The sequence below is a fragment of the Catenulispora pinisilvae genome, assembly GCF_015356865.1.
In the GTDB taxonomy this organism is placed as follows: domain Bacteria; phylum Actinomycetota; class Actinomycetes; order Streptomycetales; family Catenulisporaceae; genus Catenulispora; species Catenulispora pinisilvae.
This window is the reverse complement of the sequence record NZ_JAAFZA010000119.1, coordinates 1-23,010: the sequence shown is the minus strand read 5'-3', so window position 1 is coordinate 23,010 and position 23,010 is coordinate 1. Positions and strand designations below refer to the sequence as shown.

Sequence of the window (23,010 nt, the reverse complement as noted above, 5' to 3'; positions counted from 1 at the left end):
TTCTAGGCCGGCCTACTCCCCCGGGATCGACCGGGGCAGCCCGAACCAGGGCAGCACCCCCTTCTCGAAGCGCGTCATGGCATTGATCCCGTGCCCGCCCAGCCCGATGACGAACAGCCCCACGCCGTGGTCCACGCCGCCGGTGCCGCGCAGGTACGCGCCGAAGGCGGGCTGGCCGTTGGCGCGGGTGGGGACCAGGCGGTGGCGGCGGCCGGAGGTGAGGATGGCGCTGAGGAAGCCGACGGTGGCGGCGCGGCCCTGGTACTCGAACGGCATCGGCGGCATCGAGGTGAAGACGTCGTCGGTGAGCAGGGCGATCAAGCCCTCGATGTCGGCGGCCTCGTAGGCGGTGGCGAACTTCGCGGCCAGGACGCCCTCCTCGGTCGAGCCGGGAGCCGGGGGCCACTGGTCTTCCGGCGGACCGGGCCGCCGCCGTTCCAAGCTCGCGCGGGCCCGCTTCAGCGCACTACTCACCGACTCGGCGGTGGTGTCCAGCATCTCGGCGACCTCGGCGGCCGGGAAACCGAGGACGTCGCGCAGGACCAGCACCGCCACCTGGCGGGGCGGCAGCACCTGGCGCGCGGTGACGAAGGCCAGCGAGACGGCCTCGCTCTGCTCGTAGCGGGCCTCGGGGCCCGGCGGCGAGGCGTCCCAGGACCCCTTCGAGCAGGGCATCCGGGTGCGGCTCCAGCCAGAACACCTCGCCGAGCCGGGTCGGCGCGGGCGGCTCCACGCCCGGCACGTCCCACTCCTTCGCCCGCCGACGCCCAGCAGCGGGGCATCGTCTTCAGCAGCTACGAGGTAGCGGAGAAACGATGAGGCGCCCGAGACCAAGTCGGCGGCGGGACTCCGGCCGAAGCCGGTCTAATGCTCTACCCGATTGAGCTACCGCCTCCGGTAAGAGAGACGAGCCGGACTCGAACCGGCAACCTTTAGAACCAGAAGTATCCGCTGCCTACGCACCGGGCGCCGTGGTTCACGGTAGTCGGGTGCGGGGTCGGCGGCGAGTGGTTTTGGGGGCGGGGGTTCTCGAGCCGAGTTGCGGTTGGGCTGTGGGTTGAAAGGCGATTTTTACGGCCTTCGGTCATGGTTGTGCCGGTTCGGGGTTCGGGTCGGCGGGTCTGTATACCGGCTGCCGGTTTTCGCGTTCACGACCCCGCCGCACCTCAGGCCTCTTCAACTCCGGCAGGTCTGAACCAGGGGCTAGATCAAGATCAAGATCAAGAGCCCAAGCAAGATCAACAGCAAGATCAACAGCAAGATCAACGGCCAGATCAAGGTCAAGAACTGTGATGAAGAGCCCGGCGCCTCCGGCGGGGGCTCTCGGCTCCCTCGGGGAACTGGCGCTGCTCCATAGGGTGGCCGGGTCAGGGCCCTGCGGCGGCGGTTTGTGAGGTGGTGCGGTCCGTTCCCCACGGTCGCGTCGTCAGCCCCAAGGGGTACAGCACCGGTGTCCGGGAGTAAAGTCCGCGCCGTTGCGGTCAGACCTGCATGCTGCGGTTGGTATAGCGCGAACTTGACTCCCGGCCACCGGCGCTGTAGGCGAAGCCCTGCCGACGCGACCGAGGGGAACGAACCGAAAACCGACCGGAAGAATAGCAATCGCAAGGCCCGTAGACGCAGCTCAGCGATGCGGCTGCCGGTAAGGCCCTGGCGACGGGTCGCTGGGCAGTTAGTCGAGAACATGCCCGGGTGCGGTAGGGATCAGCCGTGCCCGCGATGAGTGTCGAGGACCCGGCCAGGATCCAGCTCGGTGTCCCGATGGTTCCTGTTGTGGCCGCCGGGCCGATCCGGCGCCCGCCAACCCAGACCGCGCACCCTCGGGACTGCCGCGCTGCCAGCACCCGGACCGGCAGCCGAACTCGCCGAGTCGCCGGTACCGAACCACTGGGCTTTGCACCTATCCGGCCGGTTTTCGGTTCGTTCCCCTCGGTCGCGTCGGCAGGGCTTCGCCTACAGCGCCGGTGGCCGGGAGTCAAGTTCGCGCTATACAAACCGCAGCTTGCAGGCCCGACCGCAACCGCGCGGACTTTACTCCCGGACACCGGTGCTGTACCCCTTGGGGCTGACGACGCGACCGTGGGGAACGAACCGCAACCACCTCACAAACCGCCGCCGCAGGGCCCTGACCGGACCACCCTATGGAGCAGCGCCAGTTCCCCGAGGGAGCCAAGAGCCCCCGCCGGAGGCGCCGGCTCTTCATCACAGCTTTTGATCTTGACCTTGCAGTTGATCTCGCTGTTGACCTTGCTTGTGAAGTTGATCTTGCTTGGGCTCCTGCTGTTGATCTTGATCTAGACCCTGGTTCCGACCTGCTGGAGTTGAAGAGGCCTGAGGTGCGGCGGGGTCGTGAACGCGGAAACCGGCAGCCGACAGACACACCCGCCGACCCGAACCCCGAACCGGCACAACTATGACCGAAGGCCGTAAAAAGCTTTGAAAACCCACAGACCAACCGCAGCCCGCCCCGCAAACCCAGCCCCAAAGAAACCCCGCAGCGGTGCCTCAGCAGCGGGTCATGGGTCATGCTGCCCGCAGCGCCAGCCGGGAACGGATCCTAACCGACGACCGGCGACCGACGACCGACGACCGGCGCAGCGCGAACCGCCACGAACTGCCGGGCAAAGGTTGCCCGATGCGACACTAGCTCTAGCTCCTGCGCCCTATCAGGCAACGCTCGCGCCGTCAGCGTAGTGAGCCCCGCTGCGGCACCCAGCACGCATCGGGTGCCCCTGTGCCAGCCCCCTAAGCTTTGCCTTTGTGACGGACAGCATTGATCCCGTGGCGTATAACCGCGCCGCCTGGGACCGCGAGGTGGAGAACAGCAACGAGTGGACCCAGCCGGTCGGGTCGGAGGTCATCGCCCGGGCCCGGGCCGGCGATTGGTCCGTCGTCCTGATCGGGTACCAGGTAGTGCCGCGCGGCTGGTTTCCGGCTGGGCTGGTCGGCGCCGAGGTACTGTGCCTGGCTTCTGGTGGAGGGCAGCAGGGGCCGGTGCTCGCGGCGGCGGGTGCGGCCGTGACGGTGCTGGACAACTCGCCGCGGCAACTGGACCGCGACCGGGAGGTCGCCGCGCGCGAGGGGCTGGCCGTCCGTACCGTGCTCGGCGACATGCGCGACCTGAGTGTGTTCCCCGATGCCAGCTTCGATGTCGTCTTCAACCCGGTGTCCAACGTGTTCTGCCCCGATCTCGCACCGGTCTGGCGGGAGTCATTCCGCGTGCTGCGCCCGGGCGGAATCTTGATGGCCGGGTTCCTGAATCCTGACATCTTCATTTTCGACGTCGCGGCGTTGGACGAGCGGGGTGAGCTCATCGTGCGCCACCGGCTCCCGTTCAGCAGCCTTGATCTCCCAGACGCCGAGCGGCAGCGCGCGTACGGCACCGGGCCGATCGAGTACAGTCACTCACTCGCCGGGCAGATCGGCGGCCAGCTCGCGGCCGGCTTCACCCTGACCCACTTGGACGAAGCCCCGCACCACGCGGATGCCACCGCCCGGTACCTGCCTGGTTACTTCGCCACCCGGGCCATCAAGCCGTAGTCGCTGCCGTGACCGCTGCGTGATCGGAGAACGCGCGAATTTCAGCCGAGCTCGCAGAGATAGGTCGCCGCCAGCTTCCCATTAAGCGTCAGCTCGCCAGTGGTGACGAACCCGTTGCGCTCCAGAATCCGGCTCGAAGCCGGGTTGTCCAGCGTCACCTTGGCCCGCAGCGCCGTGAGGCCGTAGCGGGTGACGGCGAGCTCGCGCAGCTCGGCGACGGCGGCGGTGGCCAGGCCACGGCCCGCGAACTCCTTCGCCATCCGGTACCCGAGGTCTGCCGACCCGTCGTGCACGCCGATCAGGTTGAACCGCCCCGCGATCTGACCCGTCTCGGTCACCAGCAGATGGGAGTAGTCCGTGCCGGCCGCCTGGGCCGCCAGGAGCTGGGCGTGGCGGGCGTCGAACTCGGCGAAGTACGCGTCGCCCCGGTCCGGGATCACCGCCGCGAAGTAGTCCCGGTTCTCGCGTTCGAAGGCGAGGACGGCTTGGGCGTGGTCGGCGCGGACCAGTTCGAGCTGCGGCATCAGTCGTGTCCAATGAGCTAGGCGTGAGCTAGGCGCCAAAGAGGTCGGCGAGATCGACGGTGACGGTGTGCCCGCCGACCCGACGCGCTGTCACCCGGGTTCCGGACACCTCGACATCGACCACGTTAGCCAGCCCGGCATCGGTTCCGGTATCCAATATATGCAGCGCGACGTGCACGGACTCGGTCGCCGAAAGCCGGGCGGACAGGTATGGGACAGCGCTGTACTCGCCGAACGCGTTCCCATCCTCATAACGCGCAACAGATCCGGACTCGTACCCGAATAGCCCAATCACCAGCGACCGGACGCCGGCACCGACGGCCCAAGCCACGGCCGCTTCATGCCCGGACGAGATCTCGTCGTCCGAGGCGACCGCATGCGCGCCCTCCCGCAACGACCAGCCATCCGGCGCCGTCACGAGATGACACCGCACCTCATACCCGCCGGTCACCAGCGAAGCCGTCACGATCCGCGCCCCGGGCAGCTCCCGCCCCGAAGCCCCGAGCCGCGGCACGTGCCACGAGGCGACGTACCCCTCCCCCGCCGCGCTCCCAATGATCCGCCCACGCCGCGTGGCCCGGCCCCACTCGTCGACGAGCGCCGCGTGTCCGTCGATGCCGGTGGCCCAGGCGCGGTCGGACCACGCGATCCCCGTGCCGGGAGCGGTGCGCGTCGAGTAGGCGAACTTCGCGTAGTGCGGGTCGCCGGGATCGTCGGCGTGGTTGGCGTGATCGCTTCCGTGGTTGACGACGCGGACGATCCCGTCGTCGCGGCCGTGCTGCACGGCCCAGCCGAGGGCGGGGAGGATCGTGACCGAGGGTGAAGCCGAGGGTGAAGCCGAGAGTGAATCAGCAGGCTGGGATGGAGCGTCGTCGGAGTCGGGGGCCCACAAGGGATGCGAAGCCGGAGCAGCCAGCCCGAGGAAGCCCATCCCGGCGAAGTAAGCAGAACCCGGCCCGCTGTACTCCTGAACCACCGGCAGGAACTCCCGCGCACCCCAGCCGAGGCTCGGCGGCTCGGAACCGTCCACACCGAGCCGCCGGAAGTAGTCCAACGTCCGTCGCGCGATCCCCCGCACGACAGCAGGGCTCGGCGTGTCCACGCCGGCCAGCGCGGCGGTCCACAAACCGCCCAACACAGCGTGCCGGTACGCCAGCGAGCGCCCCATGTGCAGCGGAGCGCCATCGTCGCCGAACGTCAGCGCGTACGACGCTGCGAACTCCGCCAACCGCGCCCGGAAGCGCTCCACGCGCCACTGCGGCTCGGCGTCGCCGCGTAGGCGGTACCACTGCCACAGGAAGGGTTGGAAGACCCATGAGTTGTAGTGGTCGAGGTTCCGGCCCGGTGCGGCCGGCGGGCCGTCGTTGTACCAACCGTCGCCGAGGTACCAGGATTCGACGCGCTCGACGTTCTCCGCGCCGTGGCCGCCGTCGACCGGCATCCCGACCGACGCCAGGAACGCCTCGATCATCGCGGGGAACAGCAGCCAGTTGTTGTGCTGCCACACCCGGAGCCGCGCGTGGTGTGCCAGCCACTCGGCCAGGCGCTCGCGGACCGGATCAGGAAGCTGATCCCAGACCTGCTCGCGGCACAGCGCCAGGCCGAAGGCGAGGTTCGCCGCTTCCACCGCGGGCTGCGTGATCCCCGCGTGCGGCCAGTCCTGGAACCCGGCGGCGCGCGGCCAGAAGCCGGGACCGGCCGGATCCATCGCGGCGGTCAAGCCCTCGATATGGAACGAGGCGTGATCGTGGGGGTCGCCCGCGCCCCCGCCAAGCCGGGCCCCCGCGATCAGAAAGCTCCGAGCGAACCCCTCGATCCCATCGCTGACCGGCCCGCTCTGCGAAGGCGGCCCCGGAGGACAGATCAACGCGCCGCCGGGCACCGCGTGCTTGCGAGCGGTCAGCAGCCAGCGGTCCGCCTCGGATTCCCATTCGGCACGGGTGGACAAGGCGCGTGCAAACAAGGATCAAGCCTTTCGGTCAAGAAACCGGCGCGGGAGCCGTCGATTCGCGGATCACCACATGGGTCCCCACGTGCCGGGTGTCGGTCGGGCCGTCGGACTCCCCGCGCAGCGCGACGGCGAGGCGCACCGCCTCGCGTCCCATCTGCTCCAGCGGCAGGTGCACGGTGGTCAGGGCCGGGGTGACCTCGGCGGCCAGGGGGATGTCGTCGTAGCCGACCACCGAGACGTCCTGCGGGATCCGCAGTCCGGCCTCGCGCAGGGCCTGCATGGCGCCGACCGCGACGCCGTCGTTGGCGCCGAAGACCGCGGTGAACTCCCCGGCCGAGCCGTCGCGCAGCAGCTGCGCGGTGCGCTCGTAGCCGAGGCGGCGGCTGAAGGGGCCGGGCTGGATCAGGCGTTCGTCGACTTCCAGGCCGCGGCTGGCGTAGGCGCGGCGGAAGCCGGCGACGCGGGCCCGGTGTACGGACATCTGGTCCAGGCCGCCGATGTAGAGGATGCGGCGGTGGCCCTGGCCCAGCAGGTAGTCGGTGATCGCGTGCGCGCCGCCGGTGTTGTCGTAGTCCACGACGCCGGCCGGGACATCGGCGGCCAGCGGGGGCCGGCCGCACAGCACCAGCCAGGAGCCGTCCTGGTTCAGGGCGTGGGCCCGGTCGGCGAGCTTGCGGCGGTAGGCCGCGTCCTCGACGCCGCCGCCGACCACGATCACCGCGTCGGCGCGTTGTTCGCGCAGGCTGTCGATCAGGTCCAGCTCGCCGCCGGCCACGCCGTAGGTGCTGCACACCAGGCAGAGCTTGCCGTCCTCGGCGGCCTGGCGCTGCACGCCGCGGGCGATGAAGCCGAAGAAGGGGTCGACGATGTCCTCGACGATGATCCCGACCGTGCGGGTCCGGGAGCCGGCCAGCGCGCGGGCCTGGGCGTTGACCACGTAGCCCAGGGTGCGCACGGCTTGTTCCACCCGGCGCCGGGTGTCGGCGGCGACCGGGTAGTTGCCGTTGAGGACCCGGGACACCGTGGCCGTGGACACGCCCGCGGTCTCGGCGACCTCCTGGACGGTGGCCCGCTTGGGTCCGGCGCCGTCCCTCGGTGTGCGGGGCGCCCGAGACGCCCGCGCCGGCTTGCCCTGCGGCGTCGGCACCCTGACCGCTCCTTTCGTCCGGCTATTCGGCTGTGGCTTCACGCCAACCGGTCCAGCTGGTCGGGAAGCACCTCATACCGTAGTGGCAGACCGGCTACGTACCGTTCCACTTCCTCCACGGCCAGTCGGCCGAGCCGCAGCACCTCCCCGCCCAGCGCGCCGGCGATGTGCGGGGTGAGGAAGACGTTCGGCAGCCTGAACAGCACGGAGTCCGGGGGCAGCGGTTCGGCGTCGGTGACGTCCAGCACCGCGTCGATGCGGCCGGAGACCAGTTCGGCGATGAGCGCCGGCTGGTCGACGAGCGCGCCGCGGGCGGTGTTCACCAGGACGGCGCCGTCGCGCATCAGGGCCAGCCCGCCGGCGTCGAGCATGCCGCGGCTGACCGGGGTCAGCGGGGCGTGCAGGCTGACGACTTCGGAGGCGGCGAGCAGCTCGGGCAGGGTGGTCAGCCGGACCCGGGGGTCCTCGGTCAGGTCGTCGGCGCCGTAGGGGTCGTAGACCAGGACGTCGGCGTCCAGCACGTCGCGCAGCAGATGCACCACGCGGCGGCCGATCCGGGAGGCGCCGACCACGCCGACGGTCATCCGATGGGTGCCGATCGGGCTGATGCCGTCCAGGTTGCGGTGGGTGCCGTCGGCCGAGCGCTGGCCCAGGCGGTAGCGGGCGGCGGCGGTGAAGGCGCGCTTGGCGCCCAGGATCACCGCGGCCAGCGTGTATTCGGCGACCGGGACCGCGTTCGCCTCGGCCGCCGAGCAGACCCGCACGCCGCGCGCGAAGGCCTCCGGGGTCATCAGGAACTTGACGGTGCCGGCGGCGTGCACCACCAGGCGCAGCCGGGGCGCGGCGGCCAGCAGGTCGGCGTCGACGCGCGGCGAGGACCAGGAGGTCAGCAGCACCTCGGCGCGGGCCAGCGCGGCGGCGAACGCCGGTTGGGCCAGAGCCGGGACGTCGCCGCCACCGAGCAGGCTCGCGGTCGCGGCCAGCCGCCGGTGGCTCTCGGCGTCCAAGACCAGGGCGGCCTCGTCGGCGGTCACGGCCATCAACAGGGTCGGCCGGTCCGGCGCGGCGGCCGGGGCCGGGGCCGGGACGGACGCGGCCGTGTGGGACGTGGTCAGGATGATCTCCCCCTCCGCTGTATGTCGCTCGGATGGTACACGCTTACTACATCCCCAGCGCAAGACCACACGGCCGGGAACTGCGAGAAAACGGTTTGGATGCTGGGGGTTGACAGAAAAGCAGAGCCACCGAATACTCCTGTGCAGCTCATCACATCAGTAAGCGATTACCGGCCAGAACGGCTTGCCGAGGCCTTGTCACATCGTGAGCGCCACCGAGGACCCCGACCGATGCCAGGGGAGAGCACGTTGACTGATATACGCGCCGCGGACCGCCCGGTCCCCAGATCCGCGCCCGAGCAGGCCGCGGCCACCGATCGCCGTGTCCGCGGCCGGGTCCGCGTCCGCAGTCGCGGCAAGCGCAGCCGGCGCACCGCCGCGGGCTCCTCGCTGACCCTGTGGCAGCGGATCAAGCGCGACAAGGTGCTGCTCGCCCTGATGCTGCCGGGCTTCCTGTACTTCGCGGTGTTCAGCTACGCGCCGCTGTTCGGGTACCTCTCGGCGTTCGAGGACTACCAGCCGTACACCGGCTTCATCCACAGCACGTGGGTGGGCATGCAGAACTTCACGGACCTGTTCGCCGACAACGCGTTCTGGACCGCGCTGACCAACACCTTCGTGATCAGCCTGATCCAGCTCGTCCTGTTCTTCCCGGCGCCGATCGGCCTGGCCCTGCTGCTGAACTCGGTGGCCTCGGGCCGGATCCGCAAGTTCGTGCAGAGCGTGGTCTACCTGCCGCACTTCATCGGCTGGGTGGCGATCGTCTCGATCTTCCAGGAGGTGCTGGGCCCGACCGGCGCGATGCAGCACATGATGTCGGCGGTCGGTCTGCCGCGGTTCGACTTCATGTCGAACCCCGGATTCTTCCCCTGGCTGGTGGCGATCCAGGCGATCTGGAAGGACTGCGGCTGGGGCACGATCATCTTCCTGGCCGCTTTGCTGAGTATCGACCAGGGGTTGTACGAGGCGGCGGCCGTGGACGGCGCGGGCCGCTGGCGACGGTTCCGCAGCGTCACGATGCCGGGGATCATGCCGGTCGTCATCCTGCTGCTGATCCTGCGTCTGGGCACGATCCTGTCGGTCGGCTTCGAGCAGATCCTGTTGCAACGCGACACCGTCGGCGCCAAGGCCGGCGAGGTCCTCGACACCTACGTGTACTACCACGGCGTGGCCACCCAGCAGTGGGGCACCGCCGCGGCGGCCGGCTTGATCAAGGCCGTCGTGGGCCTGGTGCTGGTGCTCGGCGCCAACAAGGTCGCGCACCGCTTCGGACAGGAAGGGATCTACAGCCGTGGCGACCGTTGACGTGGACATCCGGCCCGCACGACGCACCGGCCGGCCGCCGTGGATGGAACGTCCCAGCCGGCTCGGCCGCGCCGGGAAGATCCTGGCGATCTCGCTGATCTCCGTCGTGGTGATCTACCCGTTCCTGGCGGTGGTGGCGACCAGCCTGTCTTCGGAGTCTGACATCGCGGCCTCCGGCGGCCTGGTGATCTGGCCCTCGCACCCGACGTTCGACGCCTACCGCTACGTCTTCAGCGGCGGCATCGTCTCCCAGGCGCTGTGGATCAGCTTCCTGGTGACGGCGGTCGGGACGGCGCTGAGCATGGCCGCCACGATCGGGATGGCCTACGGCCTGTCCCGCTCCGGGGTGGTCGGCGGCCGGTTCTTCCTGGCCACCGCGCTGTTCACGATGCTGTTCACGCCGGGCGTCATCCCGATGTTCCTGACCGTGCAGAAGCTGGGGATGTACAACACCCTGGCCTCGCTCGTGGTGCCCAGTCTGGTCAGCGCGTTCAACCTGGTGGTGCTGCGCTCGTTCTTCATGGGCCTGCCCGCCGAGTTGCTGGACGCGGCCCGGATCGACGGCCTGGGCGACTGGCGGATCCTCACCCGCGTGGTGCTGCCGCTGTCCAAGGCGGTACTCGCGGTGGTGGCGCTGTTCTACGCGGTGTCGTACTGGAACGCCTTCTTCAATGCCCTGCTTTACCTGAACGACACCAGCAAGTGGCCGCTGGCCCTGGTGCTGCGCGGCCTGGTGATCGGCGGCGAGGCCACCAGCGCGGCCAACGAGGGGGTCGTGCCGCAACAGGCGGTGCAGATGGCGGTCGTCGTGGTGAGCGTCGTGCCGATCGCCGCCATCTACCCGTTCTTGCAGCGCTACTTCACCAAGGGCGTGCTCACCGGCGCCGTCAAGGGCTGAGAGCACACGCGGGCCGGGCCACCGATCCTCGCCCGCTCCAAGCCCGACTCCGCATCCGCATCACATCAGGCACCGCACCACATCAGGCACCGCACCCAACGCAAGGAGAAGCATGCACACACCCCACAGCCTCGGGCGCCGCGGATTCCTGCGCGGCGTGGGCGCCGCGGCGGCGCTGGCCACCGGCGGCTCCACCCTGTCCGCGTGCGGCAGCGGCAAGGCGGCGGCCGTGAACAAGGCCGGCAGCGCCGCGCAGGTCCAGCTGCCGACCTACGTGCCGCTGAGCAACGGCCCGACGCCGGACCTGCCGGGCACCGACGCCGGGGTCCCGGCCGGGTTCTACAACTACCCGGCGTCTCCGACCGCCGCGTTCGCCAGCCCGCCGCTGTCCGGCGGCAAGTTCTCGGCGATGACGCCGCTGTTCACCGCGCCGCCGCCGAGCCGGGGCTCGAACCCGGCGTGGCAGGCCGTGGAGAAGAAGCTCGGCGCGAGCGTGGACATCACGATGGTGGTCGGCGACGACTTCGACACCAAGCTCTCCACGCTGATCGCCGGCGGCGGGCTGCCGGACCTGATCCAGTACGACGGCCTCGGCGGCGTGCCGACCATCAGCAACCTGCCGGAGTTCCTGGACTCGCAGATCGCCGACCTCACCGGGCTGATCGGCGGCGACAAGATCAAGGACTACCCGCACCTGGCGGCCATCCCGAAGGTGTTTTGGGACCAGTGCACGGTCGCCGGCCGGCTGTACTTCCTGCCGATCCCGCGCGGCATCAGCGCCGGGGCCGGGCTGTACCGGCAGGATCTGTTCGCCGCGGCGGGCGTGAACAGCTACAAGGAGATCAAGAACTCGGACGACTTCTTCACCCTTCTCAAGGAGCTGACGAACCCGGGCAAGGACCGCTACGCGCTGGCCACTAACTCCAACAGCAACTACTACAGCCTGGCGATCTTCGAGCAGATCTTCGGCGTCCCGAACAAGTGGCGGGTGGACGGCGCCGGCAAGATGACCGCCGACATCGAGACCGACGAGTTCAAGGCGGCGCTGGAGTTCATGGTCAAGGTGGCCAAGGCCGGTTGCTACTACCCGGGCTCGCAGGGCTGGACCAAGGCCAAGATGGAGGACGCGTTCCAGTCCGGCAAGGCCGCGCTCATCTACGACGGCCTGCCGGCGCTGTCCACCAGCGTCTGGGCCACCGCGCAGAAGATCGACCCGAACGCCAAGCTGATGCCGTTCGTCCCGTTCGGCGCCAACGGCGGGGCCGGTGTCGCCTACCAGGACAACGTGGTCTTCGCCGGCACCATGCTGAAGAAGGCGGACCCGGCGAAGCTGGCCGAGGTGCTGAAGATCGCCGACTTCCTGGCCGCACCGTTCGGCACCGAGGAGTACCTGCTGAAGACCTACGGCGTCGAAGGCGCGGACTACACGCTGGACGCCAACCACAACCCGGTGCAGACCGACCAGGGCAAGAACGACTCGAACGTCACCTGGAAGTACGTCGCCGCGCCGCAGCTGGTCACCTACAACCCGGGTGTCAACGCCCTGACCGATGCGGTGCACCAGGCCTACAGCGAGCTGGTGCCGATGGCGCTGCCGGACCCGACCGCGACGCTGTACTCGCCGACCTTCGGCAAGCAGGGCGTCTCGCTGTACAAGGCGGTCACCGACACCGTCACGCAGGTGATCGGCGGGCAGTCGAGCATGAGCTCGTTCGACTCCGCGGTGAAGACCTGGCGCAGCAACGGCGGCGACCAGATGCGGTCGGAGTTCGAGCAGGCGTACGCGAACGCGCCGAAGAGCTGAGGAGGACGGCCGTTCATGAAGCCGCTCATGCGGGAAGCGATTTTCGAGGAGCTGCTGGTGCGCTACGAGCACCTGCTCCGCCGGCGCCACGGGACCGCAGCCCTTGCCACTGAGGCCGCCGAAACCACCGAATCCACCGAGGCCGCCGCGACCCGGCCGAGCCTCGATGTGTCCGACGAGGGCCACACGACCTTGAGCTACGCCCAGCTGCGGACCTTGGCGCTGGCCGGTGACGGTTCGGCCGACACCGTCGTAGACGCCCTACGCTTCCTGCATGAGAACGCCTACCGCCCCGATGCGGAGGAGACCGGGAACTGGTGGCACTGGGAGATCGGGACGCCGCGCATCCTGCTGGATATCTGTGTCCTGCTTCGTGCGCACCTCCCCGATGCCGATCTGAGGCGGTATCTCGCGGCAGTGCGGCGGTTCTGCCCGGACGCCGACCATCGGACCAAGACCGGTGCCTGGTCACGGTCTTCACCAGTGACCGAGACCGGGGCGAACCGGGCCGACAAAGCCCTGATCGTCGCGTTGACCGGGCTGCTCGCCGGGGACGGCGATCGGGTGGCGCGGGCCCGGGACGCGCTGTCCAGCCTGTTCCAGTACGTGACGTCCGGCGACGGTTTCTACGAGGACGGCTCCTTCATCCAGCACGACACTGTGGCCTACACCGGCTCGTACGGCGTCGTGCTGCTCACGTCGGTCGCGGAGATCCTGGCGCTGCTGCACGGTTCGCCGTGGGAGGTCACCGATCCCGGCGTATCGGTGGTCTTCGACGCGGTCGAGCGTTCGTTCCTGCCGTTCCTGTTCGAGGGCCGGATGATGGACACGGTCCGGGGCCGGGCCGTCGCGCGCCAGCACTCACGCGATCTGGACATCGGCGCCGCGACGCTCGACGCGATCGAGCTGCTGGCCCGCAGTGCCCCTGCTTCGTATGCCGCCCGATGGAAGACCTTGGAGCGACCGGACGGCTTCCACGTGTTCGGCTCGATGGACCGGGTGGTGCATCACCGGCCACGCTGGTCCGCCGCGCTGTCGCTGTCCTCGGAGCGCATCGCGCGCTACGAGTGCGGCAACGGCGAGAACCTGCACGGCTGGTACACCGGCGACGGCATGCTCTACATCTACGACCTCGACGATCCCGACCACTACACGGACGGGTTCTGGCCGACGGTCGATCCCTACCGGCTGCCCGGCACGACGGTCGACACCCGGCGGCGCGAGGACGTCGGACGCGGGGCGGGCCGGGGCACCGGCGCGATCATGGCACCGAACCGGATCGCCGGCGGGGCTGCCGTCGAGGGCGGGTTCGGTACTGCCGAGCTCGACCTGTACGGCGAGGGCAGCACTCTTCGGGCCCGCAAGAAGTGGCACTTCACGGACGATGCCGTGGTGGCGCTCGGGACCGACATCTCCGCGTCCGACGGCCGCCGGATCGAGACGATCGTCGAGAACCGGAACCTGCGGGCGGAGGCCGGACGGCGTTTCGTGGTGGACGGCGCGGCTCAGGATCCTGAGTTGGGCGTCGAGCGCCGGTATCACGGTGTGCAGTGGGCGTACTTGGAAGGCGTCGGCGGCTACGTGTTCCCCGGCGGCGCCGATCTGGTGTCGCTGCGCGAGCAGCGGGTCGGGACCTGGCACGCCATCGACATCGGGGTGTCCACCGAAGGTGACGACGTCGAGGTCCGGCGGATCTATCACACGTTGTGGCTCGATCACGGTGTCTCGCCGCGGCGGGCCGGATATATGTACGTGCTCCTGCCGGGAGCCAGCGAAGAGGGGACCGCGAAACGTGCTGCTCAGCTTTGACGATCTGGACACCGCGCAGCGTGAGGTTCGGCGGCTGCTAGCGGCCGGGCAGGGGCAGGACCTGGAGGTAAGGCTGGGCGCTAAAACCTATATGCGGACTACTCCCCTGGTCTTCACCAAGCTGGACTCGGGGCGGAACGGGCACACCGTGACGTGGACCGCCGAGCCGGGCGGCCGGGTGGAGCTCTCCGGGGGCGCCGTGGTCACCGGCTGGCGGCCGACTGAAGGTGGCCGGTGGGTCGCGACGGTTCCGGACGCGGTGTCCACGCCGCGCCAGCTTTACGTCAATGGGCTGCGAGCCCCGTGGGCGCGCAGCGATTGGTTGGCACACGAGGACTGCAAGATCAGCGCGGAAGGGATGACCGGGGCCGGCACTCTGGGCGTCGCGGCATTTGCGCTTCCCTCGGATGTCGAGCTGGTGTTCCGGGTGCGGTGGCGTGACTACCACTGCCGGATCGCCGATATCTCGGAGGATCTGGTTCGCTTCGCAGAACCCTGTTGGACGAACGCGCTGCCGGGGACTGGACGCGTGGGCCCGCACTGGGACAACACGGCGGTCGGGACCGAGATTCACAGCTGGTCGATGTTCGCGACCAACGCTCTGGAGTTGCTGACCGAACCGGGGCACTTCGTCTGGGACTCCGATGAGCGGACCGTCACTTATCTGCCGCGTGACGGCGAGGATATGGAGAGCGCGGAAGTCGTCGTCCCGGTTGCCGAGCAGTTGGTTGTGGTGGACGGCGCGCATGACCTCGTCCTCAAAGACCTCGCGTTCGCCCACACCGCCTGGCATCGGTCAGACGGCTATGTCGGAGCGCAGGCGGGACTCACGCTGACCGGTGCGTCAGGTCCGCTGGGCGAGGCCGGGTCTCACTACACGAAGCCCGTCGCGGCGCTGACAGTGCGCGGGGGCCGACGAGTCACGGTCAGCGGCTGCGAGTTCGTGCACCTCGGCGGGGCCGGTGCGGTGCTTGAGGCCGGCACGAAGGACAGTACGGTCACGGCCTCGACGTTCGCCGACGTGTCCTCCGGTGGTTTGTATGTCGGCGACATCGATCCGCATCCGGGGGCCGACGCCGCCGACGAGGGCAACTCAGTGTCCTTCAACACCTTCCACGGCACCGGTGCGGAGTTCACGGACTCGGTGGCGATCTGGGCCGGATACACCCGGAACCTGACCATCGAGCGCAACACGCTGGAGCACCTGCCGTACTCCGGGATCAGCATCGGCTGGGGCTGGAACCAGCCCGAGGCCCAGGATCCGTGGCTCGGCGGGAACCGGATCACCGGCAACCGGATCACCGACGTGCTGCGCGTGGCCGAGCGCCAGTACGACGGCGGTGCGATCTACACGCAGGGTCCGCAGCGCGGGACCGTCATCGAAGCCAACTACATCAACCGGTCCGAGTACGGCACCACCGCCAACGACGGCAACGGGATCTACCTGGACGAGCAGAGTTCGCACATTCTCGTCACGGGCAACGTCGTCACGCGCGTCGGGTACAAGTGGGTGTCGAACTGGGCCGAGTACGGGGTCGAGAACCGCGCGGCCGGCAATTGGACGGACAACACGATCACCCCCGCGTTCTCCGGCGCCGGAAGCGTCATGGAGGACAACACCGAAGGGCTGACCGAGTTGCCGCCGGAAGCCGTCCGCGTCGCCGAGCAGGCCGGGGCCGGGCCATGGCCCGCACCGGTGGAAGCGCTCGGCAACCACGGGCCCTGATGTGGGCCGGTGTCTCCACACAGCACCACAGTTCTACACGGCACCACAGTTCCTCCCGCACCACTGTCAAGTAAGCGCTTACTACGACGGAAAGGAACGCGAGGCATGCACCGTCATCCCCACTCCCATCCCCACTCCCGTAGCCGCTCCCACAGACACCGAGGCCGGGCGAGACGAATCAGCGCCCTGCTCACCGTGGCCACGCTCGGATTCGCGGCGCTGGCCGCGACCCCCGCGCAGGCGGCGACCCAGCAGTATCCGACCTACACCCTGGACCACACCGGCACCCTGAACTCCGGGCTGACCGGCGACATCGCGGGCTCGGCGTTCACCGACGCCGACGGCCAGTTCCATTGGCTCAGCTCCTACGCCGACTACGAGAGCACGGACAGCGGCTCGGACACCAACACCTTCACCAACACCGACCTCGGCGCGCTGAACAACCAGGTCGGCTCCGGCACCACCGAGATCACCGCCGACACCTACTGGAACAAGCCCGGCGCCCTGTGCTACCAGATCGACAAGGCCGCGCAGAACGCCGCGCCCTCGCCGTACGAGGACGACCACTGCGACGTGGTCGGCACGTGGGTCGATCCGAGCAGCGGGACCTGGTACGGGGTCGTGAACGACGAGTACGACTTCAACCCGTGGGGCAGCAGCAGCCAGACACAGAACCAGCGGATCGGCACCGGGATCCACGGCAACCGGATCCTCACCGCGTCCTCCAGCGACAAGGGGAAGACCTGGAACTACGGCGGCGAGATCATCACTTCGCCGTATCTGGGCAACGATTCCGAGGACGCCTCCTCGCAGCCCGGCAAGACCTGGGACTACGGCGTGGCCGGCTGCCGGCTGTTCGTGGACTACTCGACCGGCTACTTCTACGTGGTCTACAACACCCAGATCAAGTTCAAGCCGAACTACACGACGTTCGCGTACTGGCCCGCGGTGGCGCGCGCCCCGATCAGCGGGAAGATGGCGCCGGGGACCTGGAACAAATGGGACGGTGGGACCTGGACGCAGCCGGGCGTCGGCGGCTATGAGGGCATGGCGGGCAGTGCGCTGCACCTGAACCCGTCCTACGACCCGGCGACGGACCAGGTGGACTTCGCCGGGACCGGCGCGGACGGGACGCCGGTGGACTACCGCGCCTACTACGCGAACCAGCACGGCAACACGTTCACCTTCGACGACGCCTCAGGGAACGCATACACCGCGAACACCTCGACCGGCGTGATCACCGACGCCTCCGGCGCGACGGTGCCGTCGGTCAGCTACCGGGATCCGGCGCTGAACAGCTCGGTGACGGTCTCCACGGCGAGCTCGAAGGTGAACGTCGCGGTCACGGACGCCACCGGCGCGACCGAGAGCACGACGCTCGGCGGGGCGGTGTTCCTGGACACCGCGACGAACCGGCTCTACATCACGCCGAACGTGGTGCAGGAGACGGCGTTCACATTCAACCCGTTCTCGCTGGACTACCAGGGCGTGGGCTACGACGCGAACGTGTACCAGACCTCTGACTTGGGGAATCCGGACAGCTTGTCGATCGTCGGGACCGAGCCGTCGGGGGCGTCGAACTCGTACCTGACGAGCATCGACTACGGGAGCCTGACCAACCAGAACGTGAGCAGCCGCTCCTACCGGATGGTGTCCGCGCTGACCGGCGGGATGTGGGACGTCAGCATGGCGCCGCACTCCTCCGGGCAGACGCACTACTCGGCGCAGGCGACACCGGTCGACGCCGGCGGCGCCCCGATCAGCTTCGCCTCGTCCGCGTCCTACGGCCTCTCGGTCGGCGGCGCGACGCTGAGCGCGGGCAGCGGCTCGGCGTGGCGGCTGGTCCCGGTCATGGACCAGTGGTCCACCGGCTACCGCACCGGCTTCTACAAGCTGGTGAACGTCGGCACCGGCGGCTACCTGCAATCCACCGGCAGCACGGTCGAGCAGACCCGCGCGATCGGCTCGGCGGTGGCGACCGGCGCGCAGCAGGCGAACTTCGACCCCAGCGGCAACGGCGGCAGCGGCTCCCCCGGCGGCGCCGACCAGTGGTACCTCCAGCCGATCGGCAACGACGCCCCGCAGACGCTGAGCCCGTCGTCGTCGGCGGCGGACATCGCGGCCGCAACGAACACCTCGCTGGCCGGTGTGGGGCAGTACAAGCTGGTCAACCGCAACAGCGGGCTGGCGCTGGAGTACGTGAACGGCGGCTGGCAGCTGGCCGGGCAGACGTTCGGGGACTCCGGGCAGGCGGTGGCGATCACGAAGATCTCGTGAGCTGATTCGCGCTTTGGTGTGGGAGGGGCCGGCGGCCGTGCTTGGTGCGCGGCGGCCGGCCTTGTGCGTTCGCGGGTCGCGGGTCTGCGCGGGTCACGGGCCGCCGGGCCTGTGCGTTCGCGGGGCGCGAGGCCTCACGGTGATGAGTAGCAGTACTGCGCACCGGACTTCGCCGGATCAGGGTCGCCGCACCGGTGTCCGGCCGCGTCGTACGCCTCGACCAGGGGCTGCTCCGCCGGCTCGTCCTGCTGGGTGACGTACGGCAGCGGGGCGACCAGCCACCTCCCGTCCGCGGACGCCGTCGCCGGCCCGCTCACCCGCAGCTTGGCGACACCGGGCTTGGCGGCGACGACCAGGTACGGACGCTTGGCCGGCGAGATCCAGACCATCGCGGCGGTCGCCGGCGTGACGAAAGTGCGGGTCGGGCTGGACGCCTCGCTTCTGGCGTAGTTCGCCATGTCCTGGCCGGGCCACAAGGTGGCCGTGGCGCACGAGGGCCCCGGTTCGGCCAGCAATGCGGCGTCCGAGAAGGGACCCCACTGCGGGCCGACGCCTCCCCGACTGATGACGTATCCGGTCCCGCCGCCATCGGGCAGGGGGCCGCTGGCCATGTCCGACGAGTACTCGCTGAGGTACCCGATGTCGTTGAGGTCGCGGTTCAGCTCGGCCTGCTCCTGGAACGCGCACCAGTCGGCATTGCTCAGGTTCTGGTCGTCCATATAGTCGCTGCCTAACACCGGAAGCAGCGGCGCGGAGCTGTACAAGGTCTCCGGCACCGTCACGGACGGGATGTCGACGGCACTGTGGTCCGACTCCTTGAACCGGATACCTGCCGACGGCGACCAGTCGGAAGGTTCCGACGCCCTCTGCTGCAACGTCAGCTGCGGCAGCGGAACTTCAAGCACACCGCGGGCGTCGGGATGGGCGGGCTGCCACCCGGTCGCGGGAGTGTCCAACGGGCCGGTCTCGACATCGGACGCCCCGGGCGGTAACAGGATCGGGTCGGCCTGGAAAAGCCTGGGGTCCAGCAGGCGGATCGCCCCCGGTCCGGCGGCCTCCACTCGGAGGGGGTTCACCATGATGTGCGTGTTGCCGAAGTAGGGATTGTCCGGCTGCTTGTCGCTCAGGCCCTCGGCATAGACCGCGAGTGAGCTGGATTCGTCGGAGGGCAGCTGATCGACGGCCATTGCGACGACGGTGACGTCGTGGACCCGGCCGGCGAAGATCACGTGCGGCCGGGTACCGGACGGCAGACCGTCCGCACGCCAGTCGTCGGCGGCCCGGCGCAGAAGCGCGGTGTCGCCGAGCAACTCGCCGCGGGCCGGCCAGGCATCGATGCCGTAGTCGCCGTCGGCGATCTGCGACGCGCTCCAGACCCGCGGATCGTTGGCATAGGAACCCAGGGCAGGGGTGCGTATCCCGAACCACCACACCCCGGCCGCCGCCACCGCGACGATCACGGCAGTCACCGCGCCACCCACCCGGGTCCGGCGACGACGGCGCCTCAGGACCGCCCGCGCCGACACCGGCACGGCCACCGGATCCAGCTCGCGGCCGAGGAGCAGTTCCCTGATCTCCCCAGCCTCGTGATCACGACAGAACCCGGCAACGGCCTCCCGCACGCGCCCGGCGTAGAGGTCAGGCTGCTCTGGACTGACGAGAGCGCCGAGATCTTCTATCGCGGCGCCCTCCAGCAGGTGGTAGATCGCCGCGACGGCCACGCGGTAGTCGTACGCCTTCATCTGGTCCAGCACCTTGCGCTGCTCCGCGGTCGCGTCCACGGGCACCAAGCGCGGTCCGCGCAGGAACCGGCTCGACGACCAACTGCCGTAGCCGTCCAGCACCCACCGCAGCGCCTGGCGAACCGCGGCGTCGTCATCGTCGGGATGCGCGACGACGGCCGCCACGGCGCGCCGGTGTGCGTGGACGAGGGCGACCTTGGCCCCGTCGAACGGATAGCGCGCCAGGTAGACCAGCCGCGCGGCGCGTGCATACGCGTCCTGATTCATCGCTCCCCCGAGTCCCATGTAAGGCCGCTGTCACCATACGTGAGAGCGCGGGGTCGGCGGAACGATAATCAGCGGGCGGCCCGCACAACCGACTCGCTAAGCTGGCCCCGGCCACGCGGGGCGTTTGGCAGAGCGGCCCATTGCAGCCGAGGTCGTGGAGCACTACGCGGCCACGGTTAGAGGGGTGAGGGCGAGTGCAAGCCCGACATTCCCCCCGCGCGTTCGAATCGCGCAGCGCCCCGCACCAGTGGCTGGTGGCTGGTGGCTGGTGGCTGGTGAACGACGCTGCGCTGGCGCCGAGTCGCCTGGCTATCGTTGAGCGGGTGCCGGGGCTGCGGATTCGGGGCTGCGGATTCGGGGCTGCGGATTCGGGGCGCTGGGTGCGCAGGAGAGGTTGCTCTGTCTGTAGAGCGGGCAGCGCAGGTTCGAGTCTTGTCGGGCCAGTTCGCGGAGTTGTCGTCTGGGGGGGCGGGCTGCGGTTTTTGTGTGGGTTTTAAGTGCTTTTTACGGCCTTCGGTCATGGTTGTGCCGGTTCGGGGTTCGGGGCGGTGGGTGTGTTTGTCGGCTGCCGGTTTCCGCGTTCACGATCCCGCCGCATCTCAGGCCTCTTCCACTCCGGCAAGTCGGAACAAGGGCAACGGCAAGATCAACTGCACAGGCAAGATCAACTGCAAGATCAACTGCAAGATCAAGGTCAAGAGCTATGGTGAAGGGCCGGCGCCTCCGGCGGGGGCTCTTGGCTCCCTCGGGGAACTGGCGCGGTTCCATAGGGTGGTCGGGTCAGGGCCCTGCGGCGGCGGTTTGTGAGGTGGTTGCGGTTCGTTCCCCACGGTCGCGTCGTCAGCCCCAAGGGGTACAGCACCGGTGTCCGGGAGTAAAGTCCGCGCGGTTGCGGTCGGGGCTGCAAGCTGCGGTTTGTATAGCGCGAACTTGACTCCCGGCCACCGGCGCTGTAGGCGAAGCCCTACCGACGCGACCGAGGGGAACGAACCGAAAACCGACCGGATAGGTGCAAAGCCCAGTGGTGCGGTACCGGCGACTCGGCGACTTCGGCCGCCGGTCCCGGTGCTGGCAACGCGGCAGTCCCGAGGCTGCGCACTCTGAGCTGGCGGGTGCGGCCCGGCCCGGCCGCCAAGGCTGATGCTGGCGGATAAGCAAGGTCTGCCAGAAGAAGTCGGCAGTCGGCGGACTGGCTGCGGCGAGCGCAGCCGGTCCGCTACCGCATACCGCACCCGGCTATGTTCTTGGCCAACTGACCACCGGCCCGCCGCCAGCACCTCACCGGCAGCCGCATCGCTAAGCCGTGTCTACGGGCCCTGCGATTGCTATTCTTCCGGTCGGTTTTCGGTTCGTTCCCCTCGGTCGCGTCGGCAGGGCTTCGCCTACAGCGCCGGTGGCCGGGAGTCAAGTTCGCGCTATAGAAACCGCAGCTTACAGCCCCGACCGCAAGCGCGCGGACTTTACTCCCGGACACCGGTGCTGTACCCCTTGGGGCTGACGACGCGACCGTGGGGAACGGACCGCACCACCTCACAAACCGCCAGCGCAGGGCCCTGACCCGACCACCCTATGGAACCGCGCCAGTTCCCCGAGGGAGCCGAGAGCCCCCGCCGGAGGCGCCGGGCTCTTCATCACAGCTCTTGATCTTGATCTGGCTCTTGATCTGGGAGCCTGTTGTCTTTCCGAACGTTGTGGATGGCAGGCCATGCTTTGGGGTGGTTCGTGGTTGATCGGTGCATGAGAACAGGGCCTTCCGTGTAGCTCGATGGGTGTCGAAGTCCTCGAGCGGGAAGGCCCTGTTGCTCCTTGTTCTACGCTTCTGTGCCCGGCCGGGGCAACGGTGAAGGCTTTCCCGGCGTTTCGTGCGATTGTCTGGCCCACCGATACGGCAACGCCGGTGATCAGCCGCAGCGCAGGCCGGTGTATCCCACCGATCTGACCGATGCGCAGTGGGCGCAGGTGCTGCCGTTGATCCCGGTGCCGGCCTGGATGGGCGGGCGCGGTGGCCGGCCGGAGGGCTACTGCCACCGGGTCATGATCGATGCGATGTTGTATGTGGTGGACAACGGCATCAAGTGGCGGGCGATGCCCGCCGATTTCCCGCCCTGGGATGCGGTCTACCGGTTCTTTCGCCGCTGGCGTGACCAGCAGCTGCTCACGGTGTTGCATGACCGGCTGCGCCGGGCATGCCGGGTCCGGGCCGGACGTGGCCCGGAACCGACCGGGGCGGTGATCGATTCGCAGTCGGTGAAGGCCGCAGAGACTGTGGCCGCCGCCGATCGCGGGTTCGACGCCGGCAAAAAGGTCAACGGCACCAAACGGCACATCGCCGTAGACACCCTGGGGCTGTTGCTGACGGTCCTGGTCACCGGCGCCTCAGCGCAGGACCGCGACGAGGCGGTACCGCTGCTGGCCGGGTTGTGCCAGGCCTGCCCGACCGTGTCGAAGGTCTGGGCCGATGGCGGCTACGCCGGGGCGCTGGTGGCGATCGTGGCCACGACACTGCACCTGGTGTTGGAGATCGTCAGACGCCCGGCCGGCGCGCGGGGCCTGGTGGTCCTGCCCCGCCGGTGGGTGGTGGAACGCACCCTGGCCTGGATCACCCGCCGACGCCGGCTGGCCCGGGACTACGAGCGCAGACCGGAAACCCACGAGACTATGGTGCGCTGGGCGATGCTGCCGGTCATGACCCGCCGCCTGGCGCAAACGCCCCCGACGCCAACTCGGTGAGCCAACCCGCGGCCACCAGGCGCTTAAGTCGGTAACGCAGCCCCTCCACCGCGGTCCGGTCCGTTCCCCAGCCCAGCGCTGCGGCCACCTGCCCGGCCCGCAACGGCACACCGGCATCGCAGACCGCCTGCCACACCGGCCGGTACTTCACCGGAAGATCCACCCCACCCAACCC

13 protein-coding genes and 2 pseudogenes are annotated in these 23,010 nt (G+C 69.2%); 8 read left to right on the top strand and 7 right to left on the bottom strand.

Annotated features, from left to right (window positions below):
* Window positions 1-12: 12 nt before the first annotated feature.
* A pseudogene (locus IZR01_RS28420) lies at window positions 13-775 on the bottom strand (sigma factor-like helix-turn-helix DNA-binding protein); the annotation flags it as partial.
* A 1,997-nt stretch (window positions 776-2,772) separates the two neighbouring features.
* Here IZR01_RS28420 and IZR01_RS28415 point away from each other — a divergent pair.
* Complete coding sequence (locus IZR01_RS28415) at window positions 2,773-3,540, top strand: class I SAM-dependent methyltransferase (RefSeq protein ID WP_369125501.1); 768 nt, start codon at window positions 2,773-2,775, stop codon at window positions 3,538-3,540.
* A 41-nt stretch (window positions 3,541-3,581) separates the two neighbouring features.
* On the opposite strand, the gene IZR01_RS28410 is transcribed toward IZR01_RS28415, so the two are convergent.
* The 4 genes from IZR01_RS28410 to IZR01_RS28395 are packed head-to-tail and all read right to left on the bottom strand — an operon-like array spanning window position 3,582 to window position 8,202.
* A complete protein-coding gene (locus IZR01_RS28410) occupies window positions 3,582-4,064 on the bottom strand; it encodes a GNAT family N-acetyltransferase (protein ID WP_194925630.1) in 483 nt (160 codons plus the stop codon).
* Between the two features lie 28 nt (window positions 4,065-4,092).
* The gene (locus IZR01_RS28405) at window positions 4,093-6,012 is read right to left on the bottom strand and encodes a DUF2264 domain-containing protein (RefSeq protein ID WP_194925629.1); all 1,920 of its coding nucleotides are present in this window, start codon (window positions 6,010-6,012) and stop codon (window positions 4,093-4,095) included.
* Window positions 6,013-6,043: 31 nt separating this feature from the next.
* Window positions 6,044-7,162 (bottom strand): LacI family DNA-binding transcriptional regulator, encoded by a 1,119-nt coding sequence (locus IZR01_RS28400; RefSeq protein WP_194897379.1) that lies wholly within the window; start codon window positions 7,160-7,162, stop codon window positions 6,044-6,046.
* 38 nt (window positions 7,163-7,200) lie between these two features.
* Window positions 7,201-8,202 carry a hydroxyacid dehydrogenase gene (locus tag IZR01_RS28395; protein WP_194925628.1) on the bottom strand — a complete coding sequence of 334 codons (1,002 nt, stop codon included), beginning with the start codon at window positions 8,200-8,202 and terminating at the stop codon, window positions 7,201-7,203.
* 324 nt (window positions 8,203-8,526) lie between these two features.
* On the opposite strand from IZR01_RS28395, the gene IZR01_RS28390 reads away from it, so the two are divergent.
* The 6 genes from IZR01_RS28390 to IZR01_RS28365 all read left to right on the top strand — a co-directional run bounded on the left by IZR01_RS28390 (window position 8,527) and on the right by IZR01_RS28365 (window position 18,096).
* Window positions 8,527-9,582 carry an ABC transporter permease gene (locus IZR01_RS28390; RefSeq protein ID WP_228560386.1) on the top strand — a complete coding sequence of 352 codons (1,056 nt, stop codon included), beginning with the start codon at window positions 8,527-8,529 and terminating at the stop codon, window positions 9,580-9,582.
* Window positions 9,583-9,625: 43 nt separating this feature from the next.
* Window positions 9,626-10,480, top strand: coding sequence for a carbohydrate ABC transporter permease (locus IZR01_RS28385; protein ID WP_194897381.1), 855 nt, complete (start codon window positions 9,626-9,628; stop codon window positions 10,478-10,480).
* A 112-nt stretch (window positions 10,481-10,592) separates the two neighbouring features.
* Window positions 10,593-12,284, top strand: coding sequence for a type 2 periplasmic-binding domain-containing protein (locus tag IZR01_RS28380; RefSeq protein WP_194925627.1), 1,692 nt, complete (start codon window positions 10,593-10,595; stop codon window positions 12,282-12,284).
* A 27-nt stretch (window positions 12,285-12,311) separates the two neighbouring features.
* The gene (locus tag IZR01_RS28375; protein WP_228560384.1) at window positions 12,312-14,093 is read left to right on the top strand and encodes a polysaccharide lyase 8 family protein; all 1,782 of its coding nucleotides are present in this window, start codon (window positions 12,312-12,314) and stop codon (window positions 14,091-14,093) included.
* Window positions 14,077-15,819 (top strand): right-handed parallel beta-helix repeat-containing protein, encoded by a 1,743-nt coding sequence (locus IZR01_RS28370; protein WP_194925625.1) that lies wholly within the window; start codon window positions 14,077-14,079, stop codon window positions 15,817-15,819. Before IZR01_RS28375 ends, IZR01_RS28370 begins: the two co-directional genes overlap by 17 nt.
* 195 nt (window positions 15,820-16,014) lie before the next feature.
* Window positions 16,015-18,096, top strand: a complete 2,082-nt coding sequence (locus IZR01_RS28365) for a hypothetical protein (protein ID WP_194925624.1) — start codon at window positions 16,015-16,017, stop codon at window positions 18,094-18,096.
* A gap of 134 nt (window positions 18,097-18,230) precedes the next feature.
* Here the strand turns inward: IZR01_RS28365 and IZR01_RS28360 are convergent, their stop codons facing one another.
* Window positions 18,231-20,105, bottom strand: coding sequence for a hypothetical protein (locus IZR01_RS28360; protein WP_194925623.1), 1,875 nt, complete (start codon window positions 20,103-20,105; stop codon window positions 18,231-18,233).
* A 1,920-nt stretch (window positions 20,106-22,025) separates the two neighbouring features.
* Here IZR01_RS28360 and IZR01_RS28355 point away from each other — a divergent pair.
* Window positions 22,026-22,835 carry an IS5 family transposase gene (locus tag IZR01_RS28355; RefSeq protein ID WP_194900012.1) on the top strand — a complete coding sequence of 270 codons (810 nt, stop codon included), beginning with the start codon at window positions 22,026-22,028 and terminating at the stop codon, window positions 22,833-22,835.
* Here IZR01_RS28355 and IZR01_RS51070 read toward each other — a convergent pair.
* Window positions 22,789-23,010: pseudogene (locus IZR01_RS51070) on the bottom strand (hypothetical protein); the annotation flags it as partial. The gene IZR01_RS28355 and the pseudogene IZR01_RS51070 sit on opposite strands and share 47 nt — an antisense overlap.